Annotated in this window: 13 protein-coding genes; 8 read left to right on the top strand and 5 right to left on the bottom strand. The window is 71.0% G+C overall.

What is annotated here, in order from left to right:
* Window positions 1–5: 5 nt before the first annotated feature.
* The 3 genes from ACP93_RS13240 to ACP93_RS13230 are packed head-to-tail and all read right to left on the bottom strand — an operon-like array spanning window position 6 to window position 2835.
* Complete coding sequence (locus tag ACP93_RS13240) at window positions 6–1190, bottom strand: efflux RND transporter periplasmic adaptor subunit (protein WP_048491142.1); 1185 nt, start codon at window positions 1188–1190, stop codon at window positions 6–8.
* Window positions 1187–2440 (bottom strand): TolC family protein, encoded by a 1254-nt coding sequence (locus tag ACP93_RS13235; RefSeq protein WP_048491141.1) that lies wholly within the window; start codon window positions 2438–2440, stop codon window positions 1187–1189. The genes ACP93_RS13240 and ACP93_RS13235 overlap by 4 nt, the downstream gene beginning before the upstream one ends.
* A 56-nt stretch (window positions 2441–2496) precedes the next feature.
* Window positions 2497–2835, bottom strand: a complete 339-nt coding sequence (locus ACP93_RS13230) for a hypothetical protein (protein ID WP_048491140.1) — start codon at window positions 2833–2835, stop codon at window positions 2497–2499.
* A 155-nt stretch (window positions 2836–2990) separates the two neighbouring features.
* Here ACP93_RS13230 and ACP93_RS13225 point away from each other — a divergent pair, with 155 nt between their 5' ends.
* Window positions 2991–3728, top strand: a complete 738-nt coding sequence (locus ACP93_RS13225; RefSeq protein WP_048491139.1) for an ATP-grasp domain-containing protein — start codon at window positions 2991–2993, stop codon at window positions 3726–3728.
* Window positions 3729–3738: 10 nt separating this feature from the next.
* On the opposite strand, the gene ACP93_RS13220 is transcribed toward ACP93_RS13225, so the two are convergent.
* Window positions 3739–4128 carry a RidA family protein gene (locus ACP93_RS13220; RefSeq protein WP_048491138.1) on the bottom strand — a complete coding sequence of 130 codons (390 nt, stop codon included), beginning with the start codon at window positions 4126–4128 and terminating at the stop codon, window positions 3739–3741.
* Between the two features lie 138 nt (window positions 4129–4266).
* Here ACP93_RS13220 and ACP93_RS13215 point away from each other — a divergent pair, with 138 nt between their 5' ends.
* The 5 genes from ACP93_RS13215 (at window position 4267) to ACP93_RS13195 (ending at window position 8977) form a co-directional block, all read left to right on the top strand.
* A complete protein-coding gene (locus ACP93_RS13215) occupies window positions 4267–5172 on the top strand; it encodes a LysR family transcriptional regulator (protein ID WP_048491137.1) in 906 nt (301 codons plus the stop codon).
* A gap of 276 nt (window positions 5173–5448) precedes the next feature.
* Window positions 5449–5685 carry a 50S ribosomal protein L28 gene (rpmB, locus tag ACP93_RS13210; RefSeq protein ID WP_010342733.1) on the top strand — a complete coding sequence of 79 codons (237 nt, stop codon included), beginning with the start codon at window positions 5449–5451 and terminating at the stop codon, window positions 5683–5685.
* A 10-nt stretch (window positions 5686–5695) separates the two neighbouring features.
* On the top strand, window positions 5696–5863 hold the full coding sequence (rpmG, locus tag ACP93_RS13205) for a 50S ribosomal protein L33 (protein ID WP_169411268.1): 168 nt from the start codon (window positions 5696–5698) through the stop codon (window positions 5861–5863).
* Window positions 5864–6022: 159 nt separating this feature from the next.
* Window positions 6023–7441 (top strand): cardiolipin synthase, encoded by a 1419-nt coding sequence (gene cls / locus ACP93_RS13200; RefSeq protein WP_048491136.1) that lies wholly within the window; start codon window positions 6023–6025, stop codon window positions 7439–7441.
* Between the two features lie 111 nt (window positions 7442–7552).
* On the top strand, window positions 7553–8977 hold the full coding sequence (locus tag ACP93_RS13195) for an FAD/NAD(P)-binding protein (protein WP_048491135.1): 1425 nt from the start codon (window positions 7553–7555) through the stop codon (window positions 8975–8977).
* A gap of 191 nt (window positions 8978–9168) precedes the next feature.
* Here the strand turns inward: ACP93_RS13195 and ACP93_RS13190 are convergent, their stop codons facing one another.
* Complete coding sequence (locus tag ACP93_RS13190; protein WP_048491134.1) at window positions 9169–10686, bottom strand: MFS transporter; 1518 nt, start codon at window positions 10684–10686, stop codon at window positions 9169–9171.
* Window positions 10687–10801: 115 nt separating this feature from the next.
* Here ACP93_RS13190 and ACP93_RS13185 point away from each other — a divergent pair, with 115 nt between their 5' ends.
* Both ACP93_RS13185 and uvrD read left to right on the top strand, forming a co-directional pair.
* Window positions 10802–11683, top strand: coding sequence for a LysR family transcriptional regulator (locus ACP93_RS13185; RefSeq protein WP_048491133.1), 882 nt, complete (start codon window positions 10802–10804; stop codon window positions 11681–11683).
* Between the two features lie 70 nt (window positions 11684–11753).
* Window positions 11754–13955 (top strand): DNA helicase II, encoded by a 2202-nt coding sequence (gene uvrD / locus ACP93_RS13180; RefSeq protein ID WP_048491132.1) that lies wholly within the window; start codon window positions 11754–11756, stop codon window positions 13953–13955.
* The last annotated feature ends 23 nt before the right edge of the window (window positions 13956–13978 follow it).

The raw sequence follows: 13978 nt of genomic DNA, 5'->3' as shown, positions 1-13978 counted from the left end.
GCTCCTCAGTGGCCGTGCTCGGCGTCGCTCTTGGCTAGTTCGGCCTTGAGCAGGAAGGCGTTGGCACCGACGATGCGTTCGTCGCCGCGGAGCCCGCCGAGGATCTCGATGCGGTCGCCGGCGCGCCGTCCCGCCAGCACCGGCTGCGCCTTGAAGCCGCCATCGACCGCGACGAACACCGCGTTGCGGCTTTCGACGTTCTGCAGCGCGTCGGCGGGGACGCTGAGCGCGCTGTCCTGGCCGTCGGTGACCAGCACGGCCGAGACCGGTGAACCGGCAGGCGGCAAGGGCGCATCGACCGGCATCGCGCGGATCACCGCCGCACCGCCCTGCTGGCGCAGGTCGGCCGCCGCCGCCGTGACCTTGGCAGCGAAGCTGCCGCCCGCGCTGCTCACCTCCAGCGGCATGCCCGGCGTGACCTGCGCCGCCAGCGCTGGCGGTGCGCTGAACACCAGCTCGTTCATCGCCGGATCGGCGACCTCGGCCACTACGCTGCCGGCCGCGACCACGCTGCCGGGCGTGACCTGCACGTTGCCGACGATGCCCGCCACCGGGCTGACGATGCGCACGCGGCCGCTGGCATCGGGGGTGCCGTTGGCGGCGGCCTGGGCCTGCGCGGCGGCTGCCTGGGCCTGCGCCGCCAGCGCCCGCGCATGCGAGGTTTCCAGCTCCTGGCGGGCCACGACGCCCTGCTCGACCAAGGCGCGGTCGCGGGCATGCGCCAGGCCGGCCGCCTTGGCCTCTGCCGCGGCGGCCAGCGCGTTGGCACGGAACACCGCGGCCTCGCCGCTGACCACGATGGCCAGCGGTTGCTGCGCCTGCACTGCGGCGCCCGGCGCGACCAGCACGCGCTCGACCCGGCCAGTCACGGTGGAGGCCACCGAGGCGCGCGCGCCCACCGCCGGTTCGACCCGCCCGGCCAGGCGGACCGACGCGCCGCCGCCGCGGCCGACCGCGACCACCTCCAGGCCGGAGGCGGCGATCTGTTGCGGTGTCAGCCGCACCACGTCGTCGGCATCGGCGTTGGCCTCGGTCTCGGCCGCCGGCGCGCGTGCCGCGTTCTGGCGCTCGGCGCCATCGCCTTGCGCGTCGTCGGCCGTCGGGACGGCCTGCTTGTCGCCGGCGCAGGCGGCCAGCAGGAGTGCCAGCAGCACGCTGCCGGCAAGAGAGATCGGACGGGACAGGTTCATTGTGCCTCCATGAACGGCGCGCGCCCTTCCAGGCGGGCCAAATCGATTTCCGCAGCGACCCGCGCCAGGCGCGCGTCCACAGCGGTGCCACGCGCGGCGATGAGCGCAGCGCGCGTGCTGCGCAGTTCCAGTTGCGTGATGCGTCCGGCGTCGACGCCGATGCGGGCCAGGCGGTAGGCCTCCTGTGCCGCCGCCACGCTCGCGTCGGCGGCGCGCGTGCGGCTGCCGGCGGCCTTCAGCGTGGCGAGCGCGGACAGGCGGTCGGCGGCGCTGGTGCGCCGTTGCTGGTCCAGGCGCGCCTCGGCTGCGCGCAGTTCGGCGCCGGCGGCACGGATGCCGCCGCGATTGCGGTCGAACAGCGGCACGCTGAGGCTGACGCCGAGCGTGTAGGCGTGGGCGCGGTCTTCGCGGAACCGCGTCTGCGCGGCGGTCAGGCTCAGCGCGGGCAGGGCGCGCTTGCGCTCCACCTCGACCTGGCGGTCGGCGGCCTCGGCTTCCGCAGCGGCGATGCGCACCGGCAGCGCCGCGGTGTCGGCCGCAGGCGGCGACGGTGGTGGGCGGTCGAGCAGGCCACTGTCGAGGGACTGCACTGGCGTCTCCAGCAGGGCGATGGCTGCGAGGCGCGCCAGCGCCGCGTCGCGGAACGCCAGCGCCTCGTCCAGTGCCGCGCTGGCGTCGGCCACTTCGCTGCGCGCCTGCACCGCGCGCAGTTGCGGCTCGCGGCCCTGCGCGACCATCGCGTCGACGGCGGCCGCATCGTCGCGGATCAGGCCCAGCGCTTCTTCGGCCAGCGCGTAACGGCGCAGCGCACTTTCGGCCTGCGCGTAGGCCGACGCCAACACGCCGGCGGCATCGCTGCGGCTCTGCGTGCCCCTCAGGCCGGCCGCGTCGGCGTCGGCGCGGGCCGCGCGGATGCGTGCGCCGCGTTGGCCCCACAGTTCCAACGGTTGCGACAGGGTCAGGACGGTCTGCGCCTTGCCCATGCCGGCATAGGCGCCGCTGCCGGCGGCATCCTCGGTGGACCAGGACAGGGTGGGGTTGGGCAGCGCCCGCGCCTGTTCGGCACGGGCGTCTGCGGCCTCGGCCAGGGCCGTGCCGGCGCGGGTGCCGGGCAGTTGGTCGAGGCGTTGCAGCAAGGTGTCGTAGGAAGGGGCGGTCTGCGCCATCGCCAGCGCGGCCGGGGCCAGGCCCAGCAGCACGGCGACGACCCGCCCGGCCGCGCGCGGCGGCCGACGTGTCGGAGTCGACATGAGGAAATTCCAGAGATGAGGGAAACGGAAACCCGCGATCGCGGGACACGCTCAACTCACGCTCTGGGCGGGCGCTTCAATCCGTCCTGGGCGACGCCCGCAGGGGAAGCGTCGACGACCTGCATCCAGCGTGCCGGTCGCGGCGCGCCGAACACGGCGAGGGCGCTGGCCGGCAGGCTCAGATTCGAGTGATGGCAATGGTTGTGGCTGCAGGCGCCGGCATGCTTGGCGTCGCTGTCGTCGCCATCGGCATGCGCCGCGGCGGGCGCGTGCACCGCATCGGCCGATTCCGGCTCCAGCGCGCAGGCCAGTGCATCGGCCACCGGCACGACCACGAACGCCGCCAGCAGCAGCATCAGCAGGGAGGTACGCAGTGGACGGAACAGGCGGCGCATGAGGCCAGCAGACTAGCAAGCGTCTCCGCGCGGACACAATATCAACCTGCGCCTATCGATCTCGCCGGCAAGTCCACCAAGACCGCCGATGCGCCTGCCTCGTCCAGATATCCTTGCGTTTCCTACCGTCCACCACCCGTCCAGGAAAGATGCCAATGCCCACGCTGCTCATGACGCCACGGCAGACCGAGGACTCGCGTGCGCTATGGAAGGTTGCGGCGGGGCGTGGATGGCGTATTGAACGGCTCGCCGGGTGGGTCATCCCCGATGCATTGCGTGATGTTGAGTCGCCCGTGCTATATGCCGAGGCATTATTCGGTCCAACATTCGCTGAGAAGTTAGGGGTAACGCTGTTAGATCCACCAGAAGACTGGCTGGTGCGACTGCCGCAGACGTATCGACGACGGAAAATCGTCCTGACGACGCTGGCTGAGGCGCGCCAGCGAACCTCACCAGCTTTCATCAAACCGCCAAACGACAAAAGCTTTCCTGCCGGTGTGTACTTGGGTTCGGCCCTGCCAAACGACTACGATGACGATATGCCGGTCCTTGTTTCGGAGGTCGTGCATTGGCAGAGCGAATTCCGCTGTTTCGTGCTCGACCGTGAAGTGCGAACGTTCTCGCTGTACTGTCGCGATGGCGAATTACAACGCGATAGCGGTTTTGAAAGCAGTGACGAAGAAGACCGGGACATGCTCGGTTTCGTCCAGCAACTGCTCGAGGACGTCTCGGTTGATCTACCGCGGGCCATCGTGATCGATGTGGGATTGATCGCTCAACATGGATGGGCCTGTGTGGAATTGAACGCAGCATGGGGCGCGGGACTGTACGCCTGCGATCCGGAGGCTGCGTTGGACGTGATCCGTTACGCCACGGTGCCGCCGTACGATTGACCTGCCGCGCTCAGGGCAGCTTCGCGATCACCTTGATCTCGAACTGGAAGCCGGACAACCAGGTCACGCCGATGCCGGTCAGGGTGGGGTGCGGCGCCTCACCCCAGTACTCGGGCACGATCGCCCAGGCGGTGGCGAAGTTCCGTTCCGGATCGACCAGGAACACGGTCGCGTCGATCACGTCGTCGAACGTGCAGCCGGCGGCGGCCAGCACCGCGTTGAGGTTGTCGAAGGCGCGGCGCACCTGCGCGGCGAACTCCGGCTCGGGCGAGCCGTCCTCGCGGCTGCCGACCTGGCCGGAGACGAACAGCAAGCCATTGCAGCGGATCGCCGGCGAGTAGCGGTTGCGCGCGTACAGCGCCTGGCGGCCGGCGGGAAAGACGACGTCGCGGTGGGACATGGGGACACTCCACACACCACACAGGGGCAGCGCGCTGCGCATGCCGGAGTCGCCATCGTGGCCGGTACCGTTGTCTGGATAAACTGTAATGATCCATCTAGATTGATTGTGGATTCAAAACAATCGCGGGAGCGGCCGATGGACCGATTCGAGGCGATGCGGGCGTTCGCGTGCGTGGTCGAGACCGGCAGCTTCACCCGCGCCGCGCACACCCTGCAGCTCAGCCGCACGACCGTGACCCAACTGGTGCAGCAATTGGAGGCGCACCTGCGGCTGCGCCTGCTCCACCGCACCACCCGCCGGGTCAGCGTCACCACCGACGGGGCCGCCTACTACCCACGCATTGCCCGCCTGCTGGCCGAGCTGGAAGAAGTGGAGGCCGGCCTGGGCAGCGCCGCGGCGGCACCGCGCGGGCGCCTGCGCATCGACGTGCCAGGCCCGTATGCGCGATTGCGGCTGGTGCCGGCGTTGCCCGACTTCCATGCCCGCTACCCGCAGATCCAGCTCGACGTGGGCGTGAGCGACCGCGAGGTCGACGTGATCGCCGACCAGGTCGACTGCGTGATCCGCGGCGGCGCGCCGGCCGATCCGGCGCTGGTGGCGCGGCCACTGGCCAGCCTGCCGCTGGGCTTCCACGCCAGCCCGGCGTACCTGCACCGGCACGGCGTGCCCGATCACCCGCGCGCGCTGGACGGGCCGACGCATCACACGGTGGGTTTCCTCAGCCCGCGCAGCGGCCGCGCGCGCCGCTTCCAGGCGCGGCGCGGCGAGGAGCAGTGCGAGGTGCAGGGCCGCTATCAGGTCGGCTTCGACGATGGCAACGCCTATCTGGCCGCCGGCCTGGCGGGGTTGGGCGTGGTCGTGTTGCCGTCCTACATGGCCGCACCGCACGTGGCCGAGGGCGCGCTGCGGCCGCTGCTACAGGACTGGCAGTTGCCGCCGATGCCGATGCACCTGATGTTCGCGCCCAACCGGCATATGAGCCAGCGGCTGCGCGCGTTCATCGAGTGGGCGGTGGAGGTGCTGGGGCCCGACCCCGCCTAGCCGGCGATCGCGCCAGCCGGGCCAGCGGTGCGCGAGGCCGCGTGCTGCCCGGCTGGAAGACGGGCTGCCTGTGGACAACTTGCACAAGCCCTTGATCGCCTGCATAATGCGCGGCTCGCTGTGCCCGACGAGGTCGGGGCCGGCGGCCGGATGCGCGATCTCCGGCCGGCCTTTCCAGCGTAACCGTTTGATTTCCCACGTCGCGTGGTGGCCGCAAGGCTGCCGGGGCCGCCGTCTCCCAGGCTATGGGCGACCAAACTACTATCGAGGTGCGCAATGTCCCGCGTATGCCAAGTGTCCGGCAAGCGTGTGCAGACGGGTAACAACGTCTCCCACGCCAACAACAAGACCCGCCGTCGTTTCCTGCCCAACCTGCACGAGCGCCGCTTCTGGGTCGCCAGCGAGAACCGCTGGGTCAAGCTGAAGGTTTCCGCGCACGCGCTGCGCACCATCGACAAGAACGGCATCGACACCGTTCTGGCTGAGCTGCGTGCGCGCGGCGAAAAGGTCTGAGGAGTAGAGCATCATGGCAGGCAAGCGCGATAAGGTCCGTATGATTTCCTCGGCCGGTACCGGCCACTTCTACACCACGGACAAGAACAAGAAGAACACCCCGGGGAAGATGGAATTCCTCAAGTACGATCCGGTCGTGCGCAAGCACGTCCTGTACAAGGAAGGCAAGATCAAGTGATCGGCTGATCCTCGGATCGCTGACCACGTTGCACACGGAACCCGCCGCAAGGCGGGTTTCGTGCGTCTGGGGCATGGAAAAACCCGCTGTTGATGCGGCTATGGTTGCGTTTGCCGGCACAGTCCGCAGAATCGGGCGACCTGGGTTGCGAGGATCGCGATGCTGCCGGTCTGGTTGGAAGGCACGTGGCTGCTGGCGCTGGACTGGTTGATCCGGCTGGTGGCGCTGTTGTGGATTCCCACCCGCACCACGCCGGGTGCGGCGCGCAGCTGGCTGTTGCTGGTGGGCTTCGTGCCGCTGCTGGGGCTGCCGCTGTACCTGTTGCTCGGCCACCCCTGGCTGTCGCGCGAGCGCATCCGCCGCCAGGCGCTGGCCTCGCAGGTGATCCGCGAGCAGCAGGTGCCGCTGACCGCGCTGCGCTGGGCGCCACCGGCCGACACCGTGGTCGCCGAGGTGGTGCCGCTGGTCGAACGCCAGGGCGACTTCATGCCGACCCACGGCAACAGCGTGGAATTGCTGGATCGCTACGCGTCCTCGCTGCAGGCGCTGATCGACGATATCGACGCGGCGGTCGAGCGCGTGCACCTGCTGTACTACCTGATGTTCGACGACGCGGTCGGCGATGCGGTGAGCGCGGCGCTGCTGCGCGCCGCCGCACGCGGCGTGCGCTGCCGGCTGCTGCTGGATGCGCGTGGCGGCCGTCGTGGCCTGCGCCGCTATCGCAAGCGCCTGCACGCGGCCGGGGTCGAGGTGCAGGCGCTGTTGCCGGGCGGGCTGCGCTGGCGCCGCAGCGGCCGCATGGACCTGCGCAACCACCGCAAGATCGCGGTGATCGACAACCGTGTCGGCTACATCGGCTCGCAGAACCTGGCCGAGCCGCAGTTCGTGCCTGGTCATCCCAACCGTGAACTGGTGGCGCGGGTGCAGGGGCCGGTGGTGGCGCATCTGGAAGCGGTATTCGCCAGCGACTGGTTCATCGAGACCGGGCAGCGCCTGAGCGTGGTCGCGCCCGCCGCCATCCACGGCGGCGGTGTCGCCACGCAGCTGTTGCCCAGCGGGCCGGCGTATCCGTTCGAGAACGCGCGCGACACGGTCAACGCGTTGATCCATCTGGCGCGGCGGCGCATCGTCATGGTCACGCCGTATTTCGTGCCGGACGAGGCCACGCTCAGCGCGCTGCGCATCGCCGCGCTGTCCGGGGTGGACGTGCAATTGATCCTGTCCGAGAGCAACAACCAGCGGCTCACCGCCTGGGCGCAGGAGGCCTATTACGACGAACTGCTGCGCAGCGGGGTCAAGATCGCGCTGTACCGGCCGTGCTTCCTGCACGCCAAGCACCTGAGCGTGGACGAAGGCATCGCCCTGGTCGGCTCGATCAACCTGGACATCCGCTCGTTCGCGTTGAACGCCGAGGTCGGCATGCTGTGCTACAGCGCCGCGGTGGTGCAGCGGTTGCGCGCGGTGGAAGCCGACTACCTGGCCGATGTGCGGGTGCTGACGCTGCAGGATTGGCGCAAACGGCCGGCCTGGCGGCGCAGCCGCGAAGGCATCGCGCGCCTGGCCGATGCCCTGATGTGACGCATGCCGATGACAGGCGCATGACGCGCTCATGCGCGATCGGTGCCGGCACATGCGCGACGGTTCTCAGCCGTGGGTCGGCCCGGTGGGGGCTTCCCTTACAATCGCCGCATGAGTGAACTTGTCCCCAGCGACCCGGTCGACGACGACTGCGACATCGCCATCGTCGGCGGTGGCGCGGCCGGCGTGCTGGTCGCCTTGCAGTTGCTGCGCCAGGCCGGCGCGGCGCTGCGCGTGCAACTGATCGAGTCGCAGCCGGCGCTGGCGCAGGGCGTGGCCTATGCGACGCCGTGTCCCGAGCACCTGTTGAACGTGACGGCCGGGCGCATGAGCGCCTTCGCCGAGGCGCCCGACGACTTCCTCGACTGGTTGCAGCAGCAGGCGCTGTATCCGCAGCTGTCGCGCGCGGCGTTGGCCGAGGCCTACGTGCAACGCCGCCATTACGCCGCCTACCTGCGCGCGCGCCTGCAGCAGGCGCAGGCCGCCGGGCCGGCGCGGCTGCAATGGCGCCAGGCGCGGGTGCTGGCGTTGCATCCGCAGCCGACCGGCACGCAACGCCTGCAGTTGCACGATGGCCGCCAGCTGCACGCCGGCGCCACCGTGCTGGCGCTGGGCAACAGCTTGCGCCCGTTGCCGGCGCGCGGCGCCCCCGGTCTCGATGCGCCGTCGCGGATCGAGGCCTGGGACTACGCGCAGCTGCAGGCCATTCCGCGCGAGGCCACGGTCTGCATCGTCGGCTCCGGCCTGAGCATGGCCGACAGCGTGCTGACCCTGCTGGCCAACGCGCACCGCGGCCCGGTGCACGTGGTCTCGCGGCACGCACTGCTGCCGTTGCCGCATGCCGCACATGGCGCGCCGGCCGACTTCGATGCGCAGGCGCTGCTGGCGATGCCGCTGCGCCAGCGCGTGCGCGCGCTGCGTCGCCATGCCGCCGCGGCGCAGGCACAGGGCCAGCCCTGGCAGAGCGTGATGGACCGGGTGCGGCCGCTGAGCCAGGCGCTGTGGCAGTCGCTGTCGGTCGCCGAGCAGCGCCGCTTCCTGCGCCACGTAGTGCGCTACTGGGACGTGCACCGGCATCGCATCGCCGCGCCGGTCTTCGCGCAACTGCAGGCGATGCGCCGGGTCGGCCAGTTACGCCTGCACCGCGCGCGGCTGGACACGGTATTCCCGGTCGGCGCCTGCGTGCAGGTCAACGGCATGGGCGCCGACGGCGCGCCACTGCAGCTCGACGCCCACTGCGTGATCAACGCCACCGGCGTCGAACTGCGCGCGCAGACCATGCGCAATCCGCTGCTGCACCAGTTGCTCGGCTGCGGCCATGCGCAGCCGGGGCCGCACGGCATCGGCGTGGGCAGTGCCGCCGACGGCGCGCTGCTCGATGCCGACGGCCACGCTACGCCACGCATCCGCGTGCTCGGCAGCCTGCGCATCGGCAGTCTGTGGGAAAGCCTGGCGATCCCCGAGCTGCGGGTGCAGGCGCAGCAGACCGCGCAGGTGCTGCTGGCGCTGGAGTTGCCGGTAGCCACCGTCCATTGAGCGCCGCGGCGCATGCCTGCCGCGGTTGCGCGCGGCGCAGCCGTGACCTCATTGTAGGAGCGGCTTCAGCCGCGACCGGGATGTCGGTAACGCCCGTCGCGGCTGAAGCCGCTCCTACGGCGACAGGACCTTCGCATCGTTTGTAGTCGCGACGGGCATTTCCGGTCTTCAAGGGGTGTCTCCCATCGCGATCAGCGGCCCCCATCCACCGCGTCCTGCGGCGAGCGCCCGAGCAGCACGCAGATCGCGATCGCCGCCAGCGCGGTGATCGCTGCCAGCACCCGGGTGAGCGTGCCGAAGGCCGCGGTGTAGGCCAGGCGCAATTGCGCCGCGGACAGCGCACCGTCCTGCATGGATGCCGCCAGATCGCCGGCGACCAGCCGCTGCGCGATCTCTGCCAGGGTCGCGTTCGGCAGCAGCGGCGCGACCGCGGCCAGCCGCACCTGCAGCAACGCCGCCAGCAAGGCCGCCACGCTGGCCAGGGCGATGCCTTCGCCGGCCACGCGCAGGGTGCCGAACAGGCCGGCGGCCATGCCGGCGCGTTCGGTCGGCACCACGCTGACCGACAGCGCATCCATCAGGCCCCAGGGCAGGGCGGTGCCGGCGCCGATCAGCAGCAGCGCCGGCAGCGCCTGCGCCGGCGGTCGTGCGCCCAACCAGCACAGGCCGGCCGCGGCCGCCGCCAAGCCGGCCGCGGACAGCCAGGCCGGGGCGATGCGCTGCGCCAATGCGGCGGCCAGGCTCGGCACCAACAGCATCGGCGCCGACAACGCCAGCAGCGTCAGGCCGGCACTGGCAGCCGGCGTGCCGTCCACGCCGATCATGCGCAGCGGCAGCAGCACCAGCAGCACCACGTAGCTGTAGCAGGTGGCGACCGGCAGCAACTGCACGCCGACGAAGCGCCGGTAGCGGAACAGGCTCAGGTCCAGCAGCGGATGCCGGCGGCGCCGTTCGATCCAGACGAAGGCGAGCAACAGCAGGGCGGCGGTTCCGAGCAAAGCCAGCGTCGCGGCGCTGCCCCAGCCGCTGTGCGGGCCCTGGATCAGGCCGGCGGTGAACAGCGCCAGCGCCGCGCTGAAACACAGCGCGCCGGCGCGATCCGGCGGACCGGCGTCCGGAGCGCGCGAGGCCGGCAGCCAGCGCGCAGCCAGTGCCCACGCCAGCGCCGCGACCGCGGCCACGCCGACGAAGATCGCGCGCCAGCCGAGCCGTTCGCTCAGGGCGCCGGCGGCCAGCGGGCCGAACGCCAGGCCGGTGCCGAAGGTGGTGCCGAGCAGGCTGAACGCGCGCGTGCGCGCCACGCCGGTGTACAGCTGGGCCAGCGCCGCGGTGCCGGCGGCGAGCGCGGCGGCGGCACCGACGCCCTGCAGCGCCCGCCACAGGTCGATCGCCGCGACCGAGCCGGCCACGGCCACGCCCAGGCTGGCGCTGGCGAACAGCGCCAGGCCGGCGAGGAACACCCGGCGCCGCCCATGCCGGTCGGCGAGCGCGCCGGCCGCCAACAGCAGGCTGCCGAAGCTGAGCATGAAGGCGTTGGTGATCCAGGCCAGGGCCAGCGCGCTGCCGCCCAGGGCCGCGCCGATCGCCGGGGTGGCGACGGCGCCGCCGGAGAAGTTGAGCGGCAGCGTCAGGGCGGCCAGACACACCGCCGCCAGGGCGGCGCCTCGGCGCGGCAGGGGAATGGAGTCGGGGATTGAAGCGGAGGTCATCGGGCGCCTCTTTGCGGCGAATGTCGGGAGGCCACTAGAGATATCCGGGCGGCAATCCGCGAAAAAGACCGCAATCCTCCGAGGTTTGCGGAATAAAACGCTCTAATATCCTGGCATGGACCGCCTCACCGGTATCGTCGCCTTCGTCCGTGCCGCCGAACAGCGCAGTTTCGTCGGCGCCGGCCGCGTGCTCGGCATCTCGGCCTCGGCGGTGGGCAAGAGCGTGGCCGCGCTGGAGCGCGCGCTCGGTGTGCGCCTGCTGCAGCGGACCACCCGGCGCATCGCGCTGACCGCCGAGGGCGCGTTGTTCCTGGAGCATTGCCAGCGTGTGCTGGCCGACCTGCGCGAGGCCGAGGACGCGCTGGCGCAGACCCGGCAGGCGCCGCGCGGGCGGCTGCGGGTCGGCCTGCCGACCATCGGCTACCGCTTCCTGGTGCCGCTGCTGCCCGAGTTCCGCCAGCGCTATCCGGACGTGGAGCTGGACCTGGCGTTCGACGACCGTGTGGTCGACCTGCTCGAACACGGCCTGGATGCGGTGATCCGCAGCGGCGTGCAGGCCGACTCGCGGCTGCTGGCGCGGCGCCTGGGGCCATTCCGGTTCTGCCTGTGCGCCGCGCCGGACTACCTGCGCCGCCGCGGCGTGCCGCAGACCCCGTCGCAGCTGGCCGCGCACGACGGCGTGTTGTTCCGCGTGCCCGGTACCGGCAAGCCGCAGGACTGGCCGCTGGCCGAATCGGCGCCGCTGCCGCCGGCGGTGCTCACCTGCAACAACATGGAAGCGGTGCGCGCCGCGGCGATCGCCGGCATGGGCATCGCCTGCATGCCGGCGTTCCTGGCCCGGGACGCGCTGGCCGACGGCCGCCTGCAGCCGGTGCTGGACGCGCACATGGCCGACGGCGGCGCGTTCTTCGTGGTGTGGCCGTCTAGCCGGCAACTGTCGCCGAAGCTGCGCGTGTTCGTGGATTTCCTGGCCGAACGCCTGTTCCGCGCCGAGTGAGGCCACATCGTCCGTCGCGCGGCGCGCGCTGTCGCAGCCGCTGCGCCGCTGCACCGGCTAAAATGCGCGGGTGGATGTCTCTCATTTGCTCGACGATCTGAACCCCGCCCAGCGCGAGGCCGTTTCCGCCGCGCCCGGCCATTATCTGGTCCTGGCCGGCGCCGGCTCCGGCAAGACGCGCGTGCTCACCCATCGCATCGCCTGGTTGCACCAGGTGCATGGCGTGCCGGTGCACGGCATTCTGGCGGTCACCTTCACCAACAAGGCCGCGGGCGAGATGCGCCACCGCGCCGACCTGCAGCTGCGCAACGGCAGCCGCGGCATGTGGATCGGCACCTTCCACGGCCTGGCCCACCGCCTGCTGCGCCTGCACTGGCAGGACGCCAAGCTGCCGGAAAGCTTCCAGGTGCTCGACGCCGACGACCAACTGCGGCTGGTCAAGCGCGTGGTGCAGCAACTGGAGCTGGACGAGGGCAAGTTCCCGCCCAAGCAGATCGTGTGGTGGATCAACCAGCAGAAGGACGAGGGCCGCCGCGCCCAGCACATCCAGCCGGAGCCGCGCGACGAGTGGGTCACCACCCTGCGCAATGCCTACGCGCTGTACCAGGAGCGCTGCGACCGCGCCGGCCTGGTCGACTTCGCCGAACTGCTGCTGCGCGCGCACGAACTGCTGCGCGACACCCCGGCGCTGCTGGCGCACTACCGCGCCCGCTTCGGCGAGATCCTGGTCGACGAGTTTCAGGACACCAACGCCATCCAGTACGCGTTCGTGCGCGTGCTTGCCGGCGACAGCGGCCACGTGTTCGTGGTCGGCGACGACGACCAGGCGATCTACGGCTGGCGCGGCGCCAAGGTCGAGAACGTGCAGCGCTTCCTCACCGATTTCCCCAGCGCGCAGACCATCCGCCTGGAGCAGAACTACCGCTCCAGCGCCAACATCCTCAACGCCGCCAACGCGGTGATCGCGCACAACCCCGACCGCATCGGCAAGCAGCTGTGGACCGATTCGGGCGACGGCGAGCCGATCGACCTGTACGCCGCCTACAACGAGGTGGACGAGGCGCGCTACGTGGTCGAGCGCGTGCGCCAGTGGGTGCGCGACGGCGGCAGCTACAGCGAGGCGGCGGTGCTCTACCGCAGCAATGCGCAGTCGCGCGCGTTCGAAGAGGCGCTGATCGCCGAACAGGTGCCGTACCGGGTCTACGGCGGCATGCGCTTCTTCGAGCGCGCCGAAATCAAGGACACCCTGGCCTACCTGCGCCTTGTCGCCAACCGTGCCGACGATGCCGCGTTCGAGCGTGCGGTCAACACACCCACGCGCGGCATCGGCGACCGCACCCTGGACGAAGTGCGGCGCCTGGCGCGTGCGCAGTCGCTGTCGCTGTGGGCCGCGGCGCAGCAGGCCGCGCAGCAGGGCGGCGACCTGGCCGCACGCGCGCGCAACGCGCTGAGCCAGTTCCTGGGCCTGATCGAGCAGTTGGCCGCGGAAGTGGCCGGGCTGCCGCTGCCCGAACAGATTGACCAGGTGCTGGCGCGCTCCACCCTGCGCGAGCACTGGAGCAAGGAGAGCCGCGGCGGGCTGGATTCGGAATCGCGCACCGACAACCTCGACGAACTGGTCTCGGTGGCCTCGCGTTTCGTCCGCGCCGACGGCGACGAGGACGCCGACGAAGGCCGCCAGGCGATGACCGAACTGGTCGCGTTCCTGGCCTACGCCTCGCTGGAGGCCGGCGAGGGCCAGGCCCAGGCCGGCGAGGAGGGCGTGCAGCTGATGACCCTGCACTCGGCCAAGGGCCTGGAATTCCCGATCGTGTTCCTGGCCGGCATGGAAGACGGCCTGTTCCCCAGTGCGCGTTCGCTGGAAGAGAGCGGGCGCCTGGAGGAAGAGCGGCGCCTGGCCTACGTCGGCATCACCCGCGCGCGTCACAAGCTGGTGTTGAGCTATGCCGAGTCGCGGCGCATCCACGGCCAGGACAACTACAACGTGCCCTCGCGCTTCCTGCGCGAGATCCCGCGCGAGCTGCTGCACGAGGTGCGGCCGAAGGTGCAGGTGTCGCGCAGCGCCTCGCTGGGTGCGCCGCGCAGCATGGGGCACAGCGTGATCGAGGCCCCGGCGATCAAGCTCGGCGCCAACGTGCAGCACCCCAAGTTCGGCGGCGGCGTGGTCATCGACTACGAAGGCAGCGGCGCCCACGCCCGCGTGCAGGTGCAGTTCGACGAGGCCGGCGCCAAGTGGCTGGTGATGGCGTACGCCAATCTGACGGTGCTCTAGGCCACATCGTGCATTCCCGAGCG

It is taken from the genome of Xanthomonas sp. NCPPB 1128, assembly GCF_001043115.1.
In the GTDB taxonomy this organism is placed as follows: domain Bacteria; phylum Pseudomonadota; class Gammaproteobacteria; order Xanthomonadales; family Xanthomonadaceae; genus Xanthomonas_A.
Note: the sequence above shows the minus strand (reverse complement) of the source record. Positions and strands in the feature narration are given on the sequence as shown.

Bases quoted from the DNA above. Each gene is read 5' to 3' on its own strand.
- ACP93_RS13240 (WP_048491142.1), bottom strand. From the start codon at position 1,190: ATGAACCTGTCCCGTCCGATCTCTCTTGCCGGCAGCGTGCTGCTGGCA.
- ACP93_RS13235 (WP_048491141.1), bottom strand. From the start codon at position 2,440: ATGTCGACTCCGACACGTCGGCCGCCGCGCGCGGCCGGGCGGGTCGTC.
- ACP93_RS13230 (WP_048491140.1), bottom strand. From the start codon at position 2,835: ATGCGCCGCCTGTTCCGTCCACTGCGTACCTCCCTGCTGATGCTGCTG.
- ACP93_RS13225 (WP_048491139.1), top strand. From the start codon at position 2,991: ATGCCCACGCTGCTCATGACGCCACGGCAGACCGAGGACTCGCGTGCG.
- ACP93_RS13220 (WP_048491138.1), bottom strand. From the start codon at position 4,128: ATGTCCCACCGCGACGTCGTCTTTCCCGCCGGCCGCCAGGCGCTGTAC.
- ACP93_RS13215 (WP_048491137.1), top strand. From the start codon at position 4,267: ATGGACCGATTCGAGGCGATGCGGGCGTTCGCGTGCGTGGTCGAGACC.
- rpmB (WP_010342733.1), top strand. From the start codon at position 5,449: ATGTCCCGCGTATGCCAAGTGTCCGGCAAGCGTGTGCAGACGGGTAAC.
- cls (WP_048491136.1), top strand. From the start codon at position 6,023: ATGCTGCCGGTCTGGTTGGAAGGCACGTGGCTGCTGGCGCTGGACTGG.
- ACP93_RS13195 (WP_048491135.1), top strand. From the start codon at position 7,553: ATGAGTGAACTTGTCCCCAGCGACCCGGTCGACGACGACTGCGACATC.
- ACP93_RS13190 (WP_048491134.1), bottom strand. From the start codon at position 10,686: ATGACCTCCGCTTCAATCCCCGACTCCATTCCCCTGCCGCGCCGAGGC.
- ACP93_RS13185 (WP_048491133.1), top strand. From the start codon at position 10,802: ATGGACCGCCTCACCGGTATCGTCGCCTTCGTCCGTGCCGCCGAACAG.